This is a genomic window from Micrococcus sp. iso_229 (genome assembly GCF_058072725.1).
Genome location: NZ_CM176514.1, coordinates 1,989,210 through 2,005,328, shown reverse-complemented (window position 1 = coordinate 2,005,328; position 16,119 = coordinate 1,989,210). Strand labels below are relative to the sequence as shown.

Annotated in this window: 12 protein-coding genes, 1 tRNA gene and 3 pseudogenes; 12 read left to right on the top strand and 4 right to left on the bottom strand. The window is 74.6% G+C overall.

All coding sequences use genetic code 11. The annotated features are described in order from the left end of the window. Positions 1 to 46 precede the first annotated feature (46 nt). From AC3RKA_RS09270 to AC3RKA_RS09240, 7 genes are all read left to right on the top strand, one after another. On the top strand, positions 47 to 658 hold the full coding sequence (locus AC3RKA_RS09270) for a copper chaperone PCu(A)C (RefSeq protein WP_206480348.1): 612 nt from the start codon (positions 47 to 49) through the stop codon (positions 656 to 658). Further along, entirely contained in the window at positions 645 to 2,057 is a 1,413-nt protein-coding gene (locus tag AC3RKA_RS09265) for a Dyp-type peroxidase (protein ID WP_002858348.1), read from the top strand. The genes AC3RKA_RS09270 and AC3RKA_RS09265 overlap by 14 nt, the downstream gene beginning before the upstream one ends. Positions 2,058 to 2,130: 73 nt before the next feature. Next, the gene (locus AC3RKA_RS09260; RefSeq protein ID WP_336265293.1) at positions 2,131 to 4,389 is read left to right on the top strand and encodes a bifunctional copper resistance protein CopD/cytochrome c oxidase assembly protein; all 2,259 of its coding nucleotides are present in this window, start codon (positions 2,131 to 2,133) and stop codon (positions 4,387 to 4,389) included. Between the two features lie 55 nt (positions 4,390 to 4,444). Further along, a complete protein-coding gene (locus AC3RKA_RS09255) occupies positions 4,445 to 5,233 on the top strand; it encodes a hypothetical protein (protein ID WP_036335326.1) in 789 nt (262 codons plus the stop codon). A 94-nt stretch (positions 5,234 to 5,327) separates the two neighbouring features. After that, positions 5,328 to 7,427, top strand: coding sequence for an NHL domain-containing thioredoxin family protein (locus AC3RKA_RS09250; protein ID WP_036335321.1), 2,100 nt, complete (start codon positions 5,328 to 5,330; stop codon positions 7,425 to 7,427). Between the two features lie 40 nt (positions 7,428 to 7,467). Further along, on the top strand, positions 7,468 to 7,947 hold the full coding sequence (locus tag AC3RKA_RS09245; RefSeq protein ID WP_002858354.1) for a flavodoxin domain-containing protein: 480 nt from the start codon (positions 7,468 to 7,470) through the stop codon (positions 7,945 to 7,947). Positions 7,948 to 8,069: 122 nt separating this feature from the next. Next, complete coding sequence (locus AC3RKA_RS09240; RefSeq protein ID WP_136940393.1) at positions 8,070 to 8,663, top strand: hypothetical protein; 594 nt, start codon at positions 8,070 to 8,072, stop codon at positions 8,661 to 8,663. On the opposite strand, the gene AC3RKA_RS09235 is transcribed toward AC3RKA_RS09240, so the two are convergent. After that, a complete protein-coding gene (locus AC3RKA_RS09235; RefSeq protein ID WP_324701571.1) occupies positions 8,660 to 9,670 on the bottom strand; it encodes an IS481 family transposase in 1,011 nt (336 codons plus the stop codon). The genes AC3RKA_RS09240 and AC3RKA_RS09235 overlap by 4 nt on opposite strands. A gap of 156 nt (positions 9,671 to 9,826) precedes the next feature. Here AC3RKA_RS09235 and AC3RKA_RS09230 point away from each other — a divergent pair. After that, positions 9,827 to 10,033: pseudogene (locus AC3RKA_RS09230) on the top strand (diaminopimelate dehydrogenase); the annotation flags it as partial. 176 nt (positions 10,034 to 10,209) lie between these two features. On the opposite strand, the gene AC3RKA_RS09225 reads toward AC3RKA_RS09230, so the two are convergent. Next, complete coding sequence (locus AC3RKA_RS09225) at positions 10,210 to 11,190, bottom strand: AEC family transporter (protein WP_049161209.1); 981 nt, start codon at positions 11,188 to 11,190, stop codon at positions 10,210 to 10,212. 260 nt (positions 11,191 to 11,450) lie between these two features. Here AC3RKA_RS09225 and AC3RKA_RS09220 point away from each other — a divergent pair, with 260 nt between their 5' ends. Then, the gene (locus tag AC3RKA_RS09220) at positions 11,451 to 11,897 is read left to right on the top strand and encodes a DUF2087 domain-containing protein (RefSeq protein ID WP_489727149.1); all 447 of its coding nucleotides are present in this window, start codon (positions 11,451 to 11,453) and stop codon (positions 11,895 to 11,897) included. A 73-nt stretch (positions 11,898 to 11,970) separates the two neighbouring features. Here the strand turns inward: AC3RKA_RS09220 and AC3RKA_RS09215 are convergent. Together AC3RKA_RS09215 and AC3RKA_RS09210 are read right to left on the bottom strand one after the other, a co-directional pair. Further along, positions 11,971 to 12,044: transfer RNA gene (locus AC3RKA_RS09215), tRNA-Gly, on the bottom strand. Between the two features lie 99 nt (positions 12,045 to 12,143). Then, positions 12,144 to 12,405 (bottom strand): annotated as a pseudogene (locus AC3RKA_RS09210) (cation:proton antiporter); the annotation flags it as partial. A gap of 240 nt (positions 12,406 to 12,645) precedes the next feature. Between AC3RKA_RS09210 and AC3RKA_RS09205 the strand changes: the two are divergent. The 3 genes and pseudogenes from AC3RKA_RS09205 to AC3RKA_RS09195 all read left to right on the top strand — a co-directional run. Further along, the gene (locus AC3RKA_RS09205) at positions 12,646 to 14,175 is read left to right on the top strand and encodes a hypothetical protein (RefSeq protein ID WP_489727148.1); all 1,530 of its coding nucleotides are present in this window, start codon (positions 12,646 to 12,648) and stop codon (positions 14,173 to 14,175) included. 3 nt (positions 14,176 to 14,178) lie between these two features. Then, entirely contained in the window at positions 14,179 to 14,760 is a 582-nt protein-coding gene (gene dcd / locus AC3RKA_RS09200) for a dCTP deaminase (protein WP_002858370.1), read from the top strand. Beyond that, positions 14,718 to 16,079 (top strand): annotated as a pseudogene (locus AC3RKA_RS09195) (MFS transporter); the annotation flags it as partial. The gene dcd and the pseudogene AC3RKA_RS09195, both read left to right, overlap by 43 nt. Between the last annotated feature and the right edge of the window lie 40 nt (positions 16,080 to 16,119).

Genomic DNA, 16,119 nt, shown 5'->3' with positions numbered 1-16,119 from the left:
GCCCCGCGCGTCGTCGCGCGCCCGCATGACAAGGAACCCCACAGACATGACCACCACCTCCCCCCGCGCCCCTCGCCGCCTCGGCGCCGCCGCCGTGCTCGCCGTCGCCGCCCTCGGCCTGACGGCCTGCGCCGGAGACGACGCCGGCTCCGCCCCGAGCGCGTCGGACGCCTCGAGCGTCGCGCCGGCCACGGACGCCTCGTCGGCCGCGTCCACCGCGGACGGCCAGGCCGCCGGCCTCACGATCACCGACCCCTGGACGAAGGCCACCGAGGAGGGCATGACCGGCTCCTTCGGCATGCTCGAGAACTCCTCGGACCAGGACCTGCACATCGTCGGCGTCCGCTCGGAGCTGGGCGAGACGGTCGAGCTCCACGAGATGGTCTCCGGCGAGGACGGCCAGATGGTGATGCAGCAGAGCCCCGACGGCTTCACCGTGCCCGCCGGCGGGAGCTTCGAGCTCGCCCCGGGCGGCAACCACGTGATGTTCATGGGCCTGACCGACCCGATCGAGCCGGGCGAGGACGTGACCTACGACCTCGAGCTGGAGGACGGCTCCACCCTCGAGGTCACCTCCGTGGTCCGGCCCTTCACCGGCGCCAACGAGTCATACCACGGCGGCGACTCCCACGAATCGGAGGACCATGCCGACCACTGACCCCGCCGTCCGGTCGGACGACCACCACGGGCCGGACGGGCGCGAGGACGCCCGCCCGGCCCCGGGGGGCCCCTCCCGCCGCGGCCTGCTCCTCGGGGCGGGCGCGGTGGGCGGCGGCCTGCTGGGCACGGCACTCGGCTACGGCGCCGGTCACGCGTCGGCCTCCACCGCCCCGGGCGCGTCCGCCGCGCCCGGGGCGGGTGCCTCGCCCTCCGAGGTCATGGGCGACACCGGCATCGAGGGCGACGTCGGCCGGGCCGGCTGGGCCGAGCCCGGCGGCCAGGCCGCCCGGGTGGCCGTCAGCTCGCCCGTGGGCACGGACACCGTGCCGTTCCACGGGCCGCGCCAGGCCGGCGTCGACACCCCCGCCCAGGCCCACGCCGTCTTCCTCGCCCTCGACCTGCGCGAGGACGCGGACCGGGTGCGCATCGAGCGGATGCTGCGCCTGCTCACCGACGACGCGGCGCGCCTGACCCAGGGCCGCGCCACGATCGCCGACACCGAGCCGGAGCTCGCCGCCGCCCCCGCGCGGCTCACCGTGACGTTCGGCTTCGGCCCGGAGCTCGTCCGCCGCGTGGCCCCGGACCGGGCCCCGGCCTGGCTGCGCCCGCTGCCGGCGTTCGAGCAGATCGACCGCCTGGACCCCGCGTTCAGCGACGGCGACCTGCTGCTGCAGATCTGCGGCGACGACCGGATGTCCGTGGCCCACGCCCGGCGCATGCTCCTCAAGGCGGCCCGGCCGTTCGCCACCGAGCGCTGGGTGCAGGAGGGCTTCCGCTCCGCCCGCGGCGCCCACCCCACCGGCACCACGATGCGCAACCTCTTCGGGCAGGTGGACGGCACCGGCAACCCGGCCGCGGACTCCCCGCACCTCGACCGCGTGGTGTGGGGCGTGGGCGCCGAGCAGGTGGGCGTCACCCCGTGGATCGCGGACGGCACGTCCGTGGTGATCCGGCGCATCGAGATGCTCATGGACACGTGGGACGAGCTCGACCGCCCGGCCAAGGAGAAGGTCATCGGCCGTCGCCTCGGCACCGGCGCCCCCCTCACGGGGGAGCAGGAGCACGACGAGCCGGACTTCGACGCCGTCGGCCCCACGGGCTTCCCGGTCATCTCGGACATCGCGCACCTGCGGCGGGCCCGCGGGGAGGAGCCCGAGTACGGGATGCTGCGTCGCGGCTACAACTACGACGACCCGCGCGGGGCGCTGGAGGTGGGCTCCGGCCTGATCTTCGCCGCCTACCAGGCGGACGTGGACCGACAGTTCGTCCCCGTCCAGGCCCGGCTCGCCGAGTCGGACCACCTGAACCTGTGGACCGTGCCCGTCGGTTCGGCGGTCTTCGCGATCCCGCCCGGCTGCGCCGAGGGCGGGTTCGTGGGCGACGCCCTGTTCGCCTGACCCAGGGGCCCGACGACGGCGGGGCCGCCCCCGTCGTCGTCGGGCGTCCGCACGCTTTGAGAGGATGGACCCCATGTCCGCCGCCACCGCCCCCGCCCGGGGCAGCCACCCCGCTGAGAACGACGACGCCGCCCGCCCTGGTCCGTCGGGGCCGGTCGGTGTGCCCCGGTGGATCTGGGTGCTCGTGGCCGCCGCGGGAGCCGCCGGCCTCGCCGCCGCCGGCTGGCTGACCGGCGTCACCGCCGCGCGCCAGCTCTCCGACCCGGGGTGGATCACCCGCTGGGGCGTGCCCGTGGGGGAGCTCGTCTCCAACCTGGCGATGTCCCTGACCATCGCCGCGCTGATCTTCGCGGCCGGGGTCCTGCCGCCGCACGCGGCGGGCACGGAACGGTGGCACCGCTCCGCCCGGCAGCGGCGCGAGGACACGGACGCCGCACCGCTGCCCGAGCACCCCGCGTTCACCCGCGTGATGCGGATCGCCGCCCTCAGCGCCGGCGTGTGGACGGTGGCCGCGCTGTCCGTCGGCGTGCTGTCCTACTCGGATCTGGCCGGCATCCCCGTCACGGCGGGGCAGGGCTTCACGGACGGCCTGGCGGCCTACGTGGTCGGCATCTCGGTGGGCCAGGCGTGGTTCTGGGTCACCGTGATCGCCGCCGTCGTGACCACGTTGGCGATCGCCGTCCGCTCCCACAACGGCCTGTTCTGGACCGGCATCCTGGCGATGCTCGCCCTCGTGCCCCTGGCCCTGATCGGGCACGCGGCGGGCGGTGACGACCACACCGGCGCCGTGAACTCGATCGGCCTGCACCTGCTCGGCGTCGTCGTGTGGGTGGGCGGACTGCTCGTGCTCGTCGCGATCTCGGACACCCTCGTGGGGCCCAACGGGGCGCAGGGGCGGGGCCGCAGCCTGCGCCGGCAGGGCCCGGCGCCCCTGCTGCACACGGTCCTGACCCGCTACTCCGTGCTCGCCGGGCTGGGCCTGGTCACGGTGGCGCTGTCCGGCGTGGTCAACGCGTCGATCCGCATGGACGATCCGGCCCAGCTGCTGAGCCCCTACGGCATCCTCGTGTCGGCCAAGTTCCTGGCGGCCCTGGGCCTCGGCCTGATCGGTCTGCTGCACCGCCGGTGGGTGATCCCCCGCCTCGACGCCGGCCCGGACCGTCCCAGCCCCGCCCCCGCGCGTCGCCTGCTGTGGCAGCTCATCGCCGTGGAGGCCGTGATCATGGGCGCCGTCATGGGTGTCTCCTCCGTGCTCTCCCGGACGGCCCCGCCCGTGCCGGAGGAGATCGCGCCGGACGCCACCCCGGCCCGCATCCTCACCGGCTACGAGCTGCCGCCGGCCCTCGAGGGCGCCCGGTGGATCACGATGTGGCGGTTCGACTGGCTGTGGGTCGCGATCATCGCGTTCCTGTCCCTCTGGTACCTGCGCTCCGTGTGGCAGCTGCGCCGCCGCGGCGACCGCTGGCCCGTGCTGCGCACCGTCGCGTGGTGCGTGGGGCTGGCCGTGCTGCTGTGGGCGACCTCCGGGTCCCCGGCCGTGTACGGCCGCGTCCTGTTCAGCGCGCACATGGTGGGCCACATGACGCTGACGATGCTCAGCCCCGTCTTCCTCGTCCTGGGCGCACCCATCACCCTGGCGCTGCGGGCCCTGCCGGCCCGCACGGACGGGACGCGCGGCCCCCGCGAGTGGATCCTGTGGATCGTGCACTCCCCGTGGGGTCGGTTCATCACGAACCCGATCGTGGCGGGGGTCAACTTCGCAGGCTCGATCCTGGTGTTCTACTACACGGACTTCTTCCGGTTCTCGCTGCAGACCCACGTGGGCCACGAGTTCATGAACGTCCACTTCCTGCTGACCGGGTTCCTGTTCGCCCTGGTCATGATCGGCTCGGATCCGCTGCCGCGCCGGCCCCCGTACGCCCTGCGGCTCGTGCTGCTGATGGCCACGATGGTCTTCCACGCCTTCATCGGCGTCGCCATGACCACCTCCACCGGCCTGATGCAGGCGTCCTGGTTCGGCAACATGGGCCGCGACTGGGGCCCCACCGCCCTGGAGGACCAGCGCATCGGCGGCGCGGTGATGTGGGGCATCGGCGAGTTCCCCACCGTGATGATGGCGGTGATGGTGGCCGTGCTCTGGTATCGCAGCGACCGCAAGAACGCGGACCGGCTGGACCGGCAGGCCGACCGCGACGGCGACGCGGAGCTGCGCCGTTGGAACGAGATGTACGCCCACATGCGCGGCACCCCGGTCACCGACGCCCCGAGCGACGCCGAGCCCGTGGCCCGTGACTCCTCCACCGGCCCCGAGGAGGCCCGTGATGTCCGCTGACCGTGTACGTCCCCTCGCTCGCCCGGCCGCGCCCCGGCGTGGTCGGCCACGCCTCGTGGCCGCCGTCGCCGCCGGCCTGCTGGCCCTGACGGGCTGCGCGGCCGGGGACAACGATCCGGCCGCCGCGTCCGCGCCCGCGGACGGAGTCCACGACGACGCCGGCACCGCGGCGCCCACGGAGTCGGCGGCCCCGGAGGGGCTCGGCCTGGGCGACCGTCAGGACGAGCGCATGGCGGAGGCCGCGGCCGAGCGTGCGGCCACGTTCGGCTTCGTCCGGCAGCGGGCCGCCACGGCAGAGGAGATCGACGCGGCCCGCGAGGACTCCCGGGACCGGCGCGCGGACGCGGACCGGACCACCGTGCAGCCGGCGCAGTGCAAGGCGCCGCTGACCGCCCTGGACTTCTCGCCGATCGCCCTCGACGGGGCCGAGGCCACGCGCGTGGACGTCGGCGCCGACACCTTCACGGGCACGGGCACCGTGGAGGTCGCCCGGCTCACGGGCCAGGGCCGCCAGGACGTCGAGCGGCACATCCAGACCGTCAACGCCCTGCGCGCCGACTGCCGCGAGATGACCATGACCGTGCAGGAGGGGGACGCGACCGTCGACTACCGCCTCGAGGTCTCCGACGCGCCGCTGTCCGACGGCACCCCCGCGCAGTCCGCCCTCGTGTGGGAGCGGACCCTGGCCTCGGAGTCCGAGCCCCAGCTCACGGCCCAGGTGCTCACCGCCGTCACCTCCGACGCCGTGGTGATGGTCTCCTTCGTGGGCCGACCCGAGGCCGGGCGCAAGGAGTTCACCCTCATCGCCGAGGAGATGCTGGCCGCCGCCCTGGCAGCCGACTGAGCCGGACCCGCCCGGCGGCGTCGTCTTTCCCCCTGTGACGCCCCGGCGTCCGCTCACGGCTGACGCGTCCGGGACGTGCGCCATGATGGTGGGCATGACCGCACCGCAGACCCCGAACCCCGCCCCGTCCGCTGACGCCCCCGCCGCCGTGCCGCGCGCGGCCACCCGGGTGCGCGCGTCCGAGCTCGTGGGCCGCGGCTGGCTGAACACCGGCGGCGAGCAGGTGACACTCGAGGACCTGCGCGGCAAGGTCGTCCTCCTCGACTTCTGGACGTTCTGCTGCATCAACTGCCTGCACGTCCTGGACGAGCTGCACCCGCTCGAGGAGGAGTTCGCGGACGTGCTCGTCACGGTGGGCGTGCACTCGCCCAAGTTCGAGCACGAGGCGGACCCGGACGCGCTCGCGGCCGCCGTCGAGCGCTACGCCATCGAGCACCCCGTGCTGGACGACCCCGAGCTGACCACGTGGCAGGCGTACTCGGCGCGCGCGTGGCCCACCCTCGTGGTGGTGGACCCGGAGGGCTACATCGCCGCGCACCTGTCCGGCGAGGGGCACGTGGCCGGGCTCTACGGCCTCGTGCGCGAGCTCGTGGCCGAGCACGAGGCCAAGGGCACGCTGCACCGCGGCTCCGGCCCCTACGTCCCGCCCGCGCCCGTGGCCCGGGACCTGTCGTTCCCCGGCAAGGCCGTGTCCCTCGGCGGCCGCGGCTCCCGCCCGGGCTCGTTCCTCGTCTCGGACACCGGCCACCACCGCCTCCTGGAGGTCGCCGAGGACCTGACCACGGTGCTCCGCGCGTTCGGCGGCGGGGACCCCGCCACGGCGGACGCGGGCCAGGCCGAGCTCGCATTCCCCACGCCCGGGGAGAAGGGCCACGCGGACGGCGGGCCGGACGAGGCGCTGTTCAACGAGCCCCAGGGCCTGGCGCTGCTGCCCGAGGACGTCGCGGAGCGCGTCGGCTACGACGTGGTCGTGGCAGACTCCGTCAACCACCGGCTGCGGGGCCTGCGCCTGTCGGACGGGCACGTCAGCACCCTCGCCGGCAACGGCGTGCAGAAGCTCATCGACTCCGAGCGCGCCAAGGAGGCCGCCGCCGTCGAGGACGAGGAGGACGTCGCCGTCGACCTCGCGGACCTGCCCGGGGAGCCGACCGCGATCTCGCTGTCCTCCCCGTGGGACGTCGTGTGGCACCCCGCCCTGGGGCGTGTGGTGATCGCGATGGCCGGCACGCACCAGCTCTTCGACTTCGACCCCGTCACGGGCGCGCTCGCGGTGCACGCGGGCACGGCGCTCGAGGGCCTGCTGGACGGTGACGCCGGACGGGCCTGGTTCGCGCAGCCCTCGGGGCTGTCCGTGGGCGCGGACGGTGCGCTGTGGGTCGCGGACTCGGAGACCTCCGCGGTGCGCTGGGTGCGGACCGGGGAGGACGGGCGCCGCGAGGTCGGGACCGCCGTCGGGGCGGGCCTGTTCGACTTCGGCCACGTGGACGGGGAGGCGGACCGCGCGCGCCTGCAGCACCCGCTGGGCGTCACGGCCCTGCCGGACGGCTCCGTGCTGATCGCGGACACGTACAACGGGGCGATCCGCCGGTACGCCCCGGCCGGCGAGGACGCCGCGGGCCGGGCGGTCCCGGCCACGGTGAGCACGGTGGCGCGCGGGCTGCTCGAGCCCTCGGACGTGCTCGTGGAGCACGACGCGGACGGGAACGACACCGCGATCGTGGTGGTCGAGTCCAACGCCCACCGGCTCACGCGGCTGGCGGTGCCGGAGGAGTTCCTCACCGTGGACGAGGGCGCGCGGCAGACGCAGCGTCCCCGCACCCCGGTGGTGGCCGGGGACCTGGACCTGACGATCGGCTTCGCCGCACCCACGGGGCAGAAGCTGGACGACCGCTGGGGCGACCCCACGCAGCTGAAGATCTCCTCCTCCCCGGAGGAGCTGCTGCTCGAGGGCGCCGGCACGTCGACGGGGCTGCACCGGACGCTGCGGCTGAACCCCGAGGTCGAGGAGGGCGTCCTGCACATCACCGCCCGGGCCGCCGCGTGCGACGGGGAGAAGGGGCAGCCGATCCCGGACCACGCCGCCTGCCACCTGTACCAGCAGGACTGGGGCATCCCGGTCACGGTGCACACCCCGGACCGGGCCCCGGAGGGCGCCGAGACCCGCCTGGACCTGGATCTGCGCGGGATACACTGAGCGCGTCGTCCGCCCCCGACCCCGAAGGCTGCGCCCCACCATGACCACGCTCATCGTCACCTCGTCCGCCCACGGATCCACGCGAGAGATCGCCGAGCGGGTCGCGGAGGTGCTGCGCACGTCGCAGGCCGTCCCGACCGTGGTGGAGGACGTCGAGGGCGCCGCCGCGTGGCTGGCCACGGCGGACGCGGTGATCGTCGCGGCCCCGGTCTACACGGGCTCGTTCGCCGCCGACGCCCGGGCGTTCCTCGACACCCGTCGGGCCGAGCTGGCGGACCTGCCGCTCGTGATCCTGGCCTCGGGCGGCGCGCCCGAGCTGGCCCGGCCGGTCCGGGAGAAGCTCGAGTCCTACGGCCCGCGCGAGGTGGCGTACTTCCGCGGGGCGCTCGTCGAGGAGCGCCTGGGCCGACTGGAGAAGCTCAAGCTCAAGCTCTCCCGCAACGAGCACTACGGCGACTTCCGCGACTGGGACGCCATCGAGGCCTGGGCCAAGACCCTCTCCGGCGCCGGCGTGCGCTGACGCCCCACCGCTGTCGTCGACGAGACGGCGGGGGCGGCGGAGCCTCCGCAGACGCTTTCGTTGACGAAACGGCGCCGGAGGCTCTCGTGTCCGCAGCGGAGGTGAGCGGTTAGCCTGGCCGCATGTCCCCTTCCGCCCGTCGCCCCGCCGCGTCCTCCCGCCCCGCCCGGCCCCGCCCGACGACGGCGCCCCTCGCCCTGCCCGACCGGCCCGGCTGGGTGCGGCTCGCCGCGGGGGCGGTGGTCCCGGGCGTCGTCGCGGCCGTCGCGGCGCTCGCGGCCCTGCAGGTGTTCGTCCTCAACCCGTTGGCCGCCGCGCCCGGCGACCGCGGCCTCGGGCGGATCTACGCGGACCTGAGCGCGGCGGGCCAGCTCGGCGTCCCCTTCGTCCTTCCGGCCGTGATCCTGGCGGCCGGGCTCGGTGTGGCCGCGATCCTGTGGTTTCTCACGTGGCGTCGCGAGGAGGTCGACCCCCTGGCGGTCCTCGCCCTGGGCCTCGCCTCGCTCGTCGCCGCGTCCCCGGCCTACTTCATGGCCTCGTTCGGGCCGGGCATGGCGCTCGCGGACACCTACGGCATCGGCGGGGGCGACCACAGCCCGTGGGCCTGGCCGATCTACGTGGTCAGCGCGCTGGCGTCGGCGGGGCTGGTCGCCGTCGTCGTGCTCCTGCTGCGCGGCCCCGCGGGCGGACTCGGCGCCCCGCGGCGCCGAGCCTAGGTGTAGGAGGGCATGACGTTGTTGACACGCACCGGGGCCAACGAGGCCGGTGGAGCATCTCCGCAGGAGGTATGCGGCCGATGGTAGTTGTAGTGATTCACCCACACCTGAAGGGCCTCACGCCGAGCCCGCTCTGAGGTGTAGGGGCGGGCGTAGAGGACCTCATCGACCATCAGCCGGTTGTACCGCTCGACCTTCCCGTTGTGCTTTGGCGTGTAGGGGCGGATCCGGTGATGCCGGCCCCCGAGAGAGACCACCTTCGCGGTGAAGTCCACGGCCCGGTAGTTGTTCCCGTTGTCCGTGACCACCCGGTCCGCGGTGATGCCGTGAGCGGCGAAGAACGCGCGGGCCCGGCAGTAGAACCCGATCGTGGTCACCGCCCGCTCATCCTCCAGCGCCTCCGTGTACGCCAGGCGGGTGAACCCGTCGATCGCCGAGTGTAGGTAGGTGTAGCCGACCCGCTGGCCAGACCCCCGCTTGGAAGCACGCCCCGCCTCACTGTCTCTTCCGTGGGCGCGCCAGCCTCCCCCTTCAGGGATGCGTCCGATCTTCTTCACGTCCAGGTGCACCATGTGCCCTGGCCCCCTCGCGGTGATCCTCCGGGCCGGCTGCCGGCGGAGGTCTTCTCCGGCTGGGGTCAGGTCCCGTAGGCGGGAGATCCCGGCCCGGTGCAGCCACCGCCCCACGGTGCGAAGACACACCTGGTGGCCCTCGCCGACCAGATGGTGATGGATGCGCCGGGCGGACCACTTCTCGGCCCGGCGCAGGGCCTCCAGCTCGGCCACGATCGCGGGGTCGAGCCGGGCAGGTGAGCGATGGGGCCGGCTCGACCGGTCTTGCAGTCCTGCCTCGCCTTCGGCACGGTAGCGGGCGACCCAGGTGGCCACCGTGGGCCGACTGACGCGGAACTCCGCGGCCACGTGGGACTGCGGGATCCCGTCGTTCAGGTGGCGGTGGACCATGCGCAGCCGGCCGGTGGGGGTCAGAGGTGCGTTAGCGTGAGTCACGAGCGGGCTTCCTTCCGCGGATGAGTGGATGTCGCAATTCCCATCCTGCGGGGCGGAGCCCGCTCGTCTCATCTCAGCCCGTGCCTCGTGTCAAGAACCTCATGACCCACAACACCTAGGCCGGCGGGACCGACCTGACCACGACCCCACCAGGACGACAACCACCAGCTCATCCCGCGGCACCGCGCCGAGATGGACGCCGCGGCCCGGGAGGGCGGGCACGTGGCGATGATCTCCACCGGCTGGGACCCGGGCCTGTTCTCGCTGAACCGGGTGCTGGGTGCGGCGCTGTTCCCGCAGCCGCAGCAGAACACGTTCTGGGGCAAGGGCCTCTCGCAGGGCCATTCCGACGCCGTCCGGCGACGGCTGTGCCGCCGCGCGTCTGAGGGCCCAGGGGGAGACGGGGGCGCGCACCGTGCTCGAGGTCGCCCCGTACCTGCTCTCGCCCACGGGGCTGGACGAGCTGATCCGCCGGGACGTCTGAGCCGCGGCGAGGCGTCCGGCGCGTGGCACCGGGCCGGGCGCCGTCGTCGTCGGCGTCAGGCCAGCAGCAGGGCGACGGCGATCATGGCTGGGATCGCGACGATCGTGGTGACCAGGATCGTGTCCTTCGAGACGCGCAGGCCCGTGTCGTAGCGCACGGCGGTGACGAACACGTTCTGTGCGGTGGGCAGGGAGGCCAGGACGACGGCGACGAACACGTGCCGCGCGTCCAGGCCGAACACGAACTGCGCGAGCAGCCAGGCCAGCAGCGGATGGACCACCAGTTTCACCGCCGAGGCGAGCAGCACGTCCGCGCGTCGCCCGCCGGACCGCTCGAGCGGGCGCGAGCCGACCAGGGACATGCCGAACGCCAGGAGCATCGCCGGGATGGACAGCCCGCCGATGAGCTCCACGGACTCCATGAGGGGGCCCGGCAACGACCAGCCGGTGAGAGAGAAGACCAGGCCGGCCACCGAGCCCAGGATCAGGGGGTTGGCGACCGTGTGGCGGACCTGGTCGGCCACGGCACGCCCGGGGGAGCGGCGCACCGCACGACGCCGGCCCGCCGTCGTGCGTCGCCGGGCCTCGCGCGCGGTGGCGGCGTCCATCGCGGCCACGTAGAGCGGCGTGTAGATCGCCAGCTGGAAGATGAGCGCCGGGGCGGCCAGGGCGGCGTCGCCGAGGACGTAGGCCGCGATGGGGATGCCGAGGTTCGCCGAGTTCACGAGCGAGGCGCTGAGCGCGGACATGATCCGCTCCGAGGCCGGCCGGCCCTTCAACAGCGGGATCGTCACTGCGAGGTACAGCGCGGCCGCCGCGAACGCGGACAGCGAGGCCACCCACAGCTGGGGGCCCAGCACGGCGCCCACGTCCGCGCGGGAGAGCGTGACGAACAGCAGCGCCGGGTTGCCGATGAAGAACGCCGCGCGGGAGAGCACGGTGCGGCCGTGCTCGCCGAGCACCCCCGTGCGCCCCACCAGGACGCCCACGAGGATGATCACCCACACGACCGCGAAGCCGGAGAGCACCTGGGTCACGGACGGGCCTCCACGGGTCGGGGTGGGGCGGTCCGCGGCGGGGTCAGGGGCATGGCGGGATCCTACGCCGCGGGCGTCGGCTAGCCTGGATCACGACGGCGGCGCCCACCGCCGAGCGCGCCACGCGGCCCGGCCCCGCGCGGCAGGGCCCTGCAGCCCGGCGCGAAGGGGAGCGGATCCTCGGGCTCACCCGCACGCGACGGACGTCGTCCCCGACCCGCGGCGCGGCATGGCCGGGAGCGCGCCTGCGAGGATGCACCATGACCCGTCAGTCCGACCTCAAGACCCTGATCCGCGCCCGCATGGCCGTCACCGGTGAGCGGTACACCGCCGCGGCGGCGGCCCTCGCCGACGAGTGGCAGTCCGCCGAGCGCTACCACGCGACCGTGCTCGCCCGCTTCTTCGACGGGGACCGGCTGCGCTCCATCCCTGCGCGCCGCAAGCCGCGGGTGGCCGTCCTTCTCGAGCTGCTGCGTCGCTTCAGAGCGGGCCGCGCCTACGCGGAGGCCGAGGTCAACGACCTGCTGCGCCCCGCCCACGAGGACGTGGCCACGCTGCGTCGCGAACTCGTGGACTACGGGTTCCTCGACCGCGCCGACGGTGTCTACCGGCTGGCGGACGCCGGGCCCGACCTCGACCCGCGCTTCGCCGCGGACCTGCCGGTCGACCTGGAACGTTGGCTGCGCGAGATCCGCGCGGGCCGGTGAGGGGAGCGGGACGGCGTGGACCGACACGGCCCCGGGTCCCTCGCGTGAGGGGCCCGGGGCCGTCGTCGTGGTGTGGAGCGGGCGACGGGAATCGAACCCGCGTATCTTGCTTGGGAAGCAAGCGCTCTACCATTGAGCTACGCCCGCGCAACCGCTCGGCTTCCGCCTGCGGCGCAGGCACCACCATACACCAGCCCGGCCGGTGGCCCGGCCCCGCGTCGTCATCGAGCCCCGCGGGCCCGTGCGTCAGTGCACCGGGTCTGCCGCCGCGACCTCGTGCGACCGCACCCGCCGCGTCGCCGCCCGGGCCCGCGAGCGACCGAACGCGTCCGCGTACCGCGTGAGCACCGGCCCGGCGATCACGATGGAGAACTCCCCGCGGATCGTCAGGGCCGCACCCGCTCGCGGCGAGGTAGCCGGTGGCCACCTTCGTGGCGGCCGTGACGAGGGCCAGGGCCAGCGCGGCCGTCAGCACGGGCGGCAGGGTGCGAGGATCCACGCTCATGCCGCACCTCGTAGGTCGTGGCTGGGTCGTCGACGTCCTGGCCGCCGTTTCCCGAACGAAAGCGCGCCAGGGGCCGCCGTTTCCCGAACGAAAGTGCGCCAGGGGCCGCCGTTTCCCGAACGAAAGCGCGCCAGGGGCCGCCGTTTCCCGAACGAAAGCGCGCCAGGGGCCGCTGGTAGAGTCCGAACCGCGCCCGGCCGCGGCCGGACGCGTCCGGAAGCCCCCGTCCCGGAAGGACGTCCCATGCGCGACACCACGGCCGACGCGGCCCAGGTCCCCGCCCGCCCCGACGACGCGGCGGTGTACCGCTACCTCGCGTTCGGGGAGGCAGACCGCCCCTTCCTCGTGGGCGGTCCCCGGCCCGCACCGCTGGCCCCCGCCGCGACGCCGTCCCCGGTCGCCGACCTCGAGTCGGTCCGCGCCGCGATCCGCGCCCACGGCGGCCCCCTGGCCTCGACCGCGCACATGCGCGGCCGCCCCGCCCCGACGCCGCCGGCCGCCCACGCGTCCCGTGGCCTGCGCGGCGCCGCGCGCACCCTGACCGCGACCCGCCGCGACGTCGCCGCCCGCCTGGCCGACTCCCGCGAGCGCGCCGACGTGCCCGTCGAGGCGCTGCTGAACTCCGCCTTCGTCGACGCCCACGCCGACGAGCGCCCCGCCGAGCGCGGCGTGCCGCGCGGGCGTCTCGCCGGCCTCGTGGACGCCGTCCTCCCGCCGGCCCGTCCCGCGGACGACGACGCCGCGGCCGGCCTGCTGCTCGCCCTGCGCGAGCCTGCCCGGGAGGTGTTCGCCTCCGACTCGTTCGCCGCCCGCCCGTACGCCGACGCGCCCACCGTCCGCGCGCTGTTCGAGGACTTCCTCGCCCACCCGCGCCGGCACGACCCCGAGCGCTTCTGGCGTCTGCTGAACCTCGAGCTGTGGCTGCGCGACGCCGTGGACCCCGACGCCGCCCCGGCCAGCCCCGCCGCCGCGGTCGACGAGGCCGCGGCCGCCCCGGCGCCGGCCAAGCCGGACCACGAGCCGAACCCGGGCAAGGAGCTCGACCTGGTCTCGGCCGAGGACGGCCGCCGCTACCGCCGCTTCCCCGTGCAGACCGGCCTGGTGGACCGGGACACGGACCTGCAGGCCTACCTGCGCGGCGAGATCGAGGACTTCTTCCGCGACCTGCCCGCGGAGGCGATGCCGCAGGACGCCCCGTGGCACTTCTCCGTGTCCGAGAAGATCGTGGCCATCACCCAGGGCCGCTCCTACTACACCTGGGAGGTCCGCCCCTCCGTGGTCGCCCGCGCCCTCTCCCGCCTGGTCACCCGCACGCCCGCGGGCATCGGCCTGGGCGACCCCACCACCATGCAGCTGGCCATCCAGGAGGCCGGCCTGCCGCGCATCGTGCTCTCCGCGGCCGCCGGCGCCGCCGGCAAGGTCGCCGGCAAGCGCGGTGTGTTCTACAACGTGGTGGGCGGCAACGTCCGCGCGATCGACGGGCCCACCACCTACTCCACGTTCCCGGCCAACGTCTCGGCCAAGCTGCCCCCGGCCGAGCCGGACCGGGTGGCCGCCGAGGTCTCGGCGATGATCCGGGCGGCGGACATCCCGGCCTGGGCGAAGGCCTCCTTCGCCGGCACCGTCGTGATGGACGCCAACGACATCGGCCGCAACGCCCTCGGCAAGGACACCGCCGCGTCGGCCGCCGTCCTCGAGGCCGCCTTCGCGGACAACCCGCTGGGCCAGGGCCGCGAGCGCACCCCGCTGGCCGTCGTCGTGCGGATGGACTGAGCCGTGCTGCTCTCCGACCGCGACATCCGCGCCGAGCTCGACTCCGGCCGCGTGGGCCTGGACCCCCTCGACCCGGCGATGGTCCAGCCCGCGTCCGTGGACGTGCGCCTGGACCGGTTCTTCCGGCTCTTCGACAACCACCGGTACGCGCACATCGACCCGCGCCAGGAGCAGGACGAGCTGACCCGGCTGGTGGAGGTGGATCCGGACGAGGCGTTCATCCTGCACCCGGGGGAGTTCGTGCTCGGCTCCACCTATGAGCAGGTCACGCTGCCGGACGACCTCGCCGCCCGCCTCGAGGGCAAGTCCTCGCTGGGGCGGCTGGGCCTGCTGACGCACTCGACCGCCGGGTTCATCGACCCCGGGTTCTCCGGGCACGTCACGCTCGAGCTGTCGAACGTGGCCACGCTGCCCATCACGCTGTGGCCGGGGATGAAGATCGGCCAGCTGTGCTTCTTCCGGCTCTCCTCGTCGGCCCAGTCGCCGTACGGCACCGGGGCCAACCAGAACCGGTACCAGGGTCAGCGCGGGCCGACGGCCTCCCGGGCGCACCGCGACTTCCATCTCACCCGCATCGAGCGATGACCGACGTCGCGCTCCCGCCGGTCGCCTCCGCCGCCCCGCGCCGCCAGGTGGCCGCATGGGCGCTGTGGGACTGGGGCTCGGCCGCGTTCAACGCGGTCATGGTCACCTTCGTGTTCGGCACCTACCTGGCCTCGGACGCGTTCGGGCCGGACGAGCGCGGCACGGCCTGGCTCTCGACGGCGATGGCGGTGGCCGGCGTCGTCATCGCGGTCACCGCGCCCGTGCTGGGGCGTCGGGCGGACGGCGCGGGGCGACGCCGGCGGGGGCTGGGCCTGACCACGGGCGCCGTGATCGCGTGCACCGCGGCCTGCTTCTGGGTCACCCCGGAGGAGTCCTCGCTGCTGCTGGGCGTCACCCTGATCGCCCTGGGCACGGTGTTCTTCGAGTTCGCGGAGGTGCAGGTCAACGCGATCCTCGTGCACATCTCGACGCCGGCCACGATCGGCCGGATCTCGGGCATCGGCTGGGGCGCGGGCTATCTCGGCGGCATCCTGCTGCTCCTGATCGTGTTCGTGGGCTTCGTCTCGGGGGACGCGCACTGGTTCGGCGTCACGGAGGACGCGGCGCTGAACATCCGGGTGGTCGCGCTCGTGGCCGCCGCGTGGTTCCTCGTGTTCGCGATCCCCGTGCTGGTGGCCGTGCCGGACCCGGCCCCCGCCCCGGCGGCGGACGGCGGGCCGCGCCGTGAGTCGCTGCTGGGCTCCTACCGCGAGCTGGGGGCCACGCTGGCCCGGATGTGGCGCGAGGACCGGAACACGCTGTGGTTCCTCGTGGCCTCGGCGGTGTTCCGGGACGGCGTGGGCGCGGTGTTCGTCTACGGCGCCATCCTGGGCACCACGGTCTACGGGCTGGCGGCCTCGGACGTGATCCTGTTCGCGATCGCGGCCAACGTGGTGGCCGCCCTGGGCGCCTTCGTGGGCGGGCGGCTCGACGACGCGGTCGGTCCGCGCCGGGTGATCCTGGGCTCGCTCGCCGCGATGGTCCTCGTGGCCGGGGCGCTGTTCTTCGCCTCGGGCACCCTCGCGTTCTGGGTCGGCGGGCTGGCGCTGTGCCTGTTCGTGGGCCCGGTGCAGTCGGCCTCGCGCGCGTTCCTGGGTCGGCTCACCACGCCGCGCACGGCCGGCGAGGTGTTCGGGCTGTACGCCACCACGGGCCGCGCGGTCGGGTTCATCACGCCCGCCCTCGTGACGCTCGCGCTCGCCCTGCACCCGGACAACCGGGTGGTCATCCCCGTGATCGTCGTCGTGCTCGTGGCCGGCGGGCTGCTGTTCGCCCGGGTCACGGAACCGATCACGCGGAGCGCGGAATCGGTGCGCTGACCCCGGGCGGGGCGCATCCCTCCGCTAGTCTGGACCGAAC

What these genes read in the sequence shown, in the direction of transcription:
- AC3RKA_RS09220 (WP_489727149.1), top strand. Translation starts at nt 11,451, where the DNA reads ATGACCCGTCAGTCCGACCTCAAGACCCTGATCCGCGCCCGCATGGCC.
- AC3RKA_RS09250 (WP_036335321.1), top strand. Translation starts at nt 5,328, where the DNA reads ATGACCGCACCGCAGACCCCGAACCCCGCCCCGTCCGCTGACGCCCCC.
- AC3RKA_RS09240 (WP_136940393.1), top strand. Translation starts at nt 8,070, where the DNA reads ATGTCCCCTTCCGCCCGTCGCCCCGCCGCGTCCTCCCGCCCCGCCCGG.
- AC3RKA_RS09265 (WP_002858348.1), top strand. Translation starts at nt 645, where the DNA reads ATGCCGACCACTGACCCCGCCGTCCGGTCGGACGACCACCACGGGCCG.
- AC3RKA_RS09270 (WP_206480348.1), top strand. Translation starts at nt 47, where the DNA reads ATGACCACCACCTCCCCCCGCGCCCCTCGCCGCCTCGGCGCCGCCGCC.
- AC3RKA_RS09205 (WP_489727148.1), top strand. Translation starts at nt 12,646, where the DNA reads ATGCGCGACACCACGGCCGACGCGGCCCAGGTCCCCGCCCGCCCCGAC.
- AC3RKA_RS09260 (WP_336265293.1), top strand. Translation starts at nt 2,131, where the DNA reads ATGTCCGCCGCCACCGCCCCCGCCCGGGGCAGCCACCCCGCTGAGAAC.
- AC3RKA_RS09245 (WP_002858354.1), top strand. Translation starts at nt 7,468, where the DNA reads ATGACCACGCTCATCGTCACCTCGTCCGCCCACGGATCCACGCGAGAG.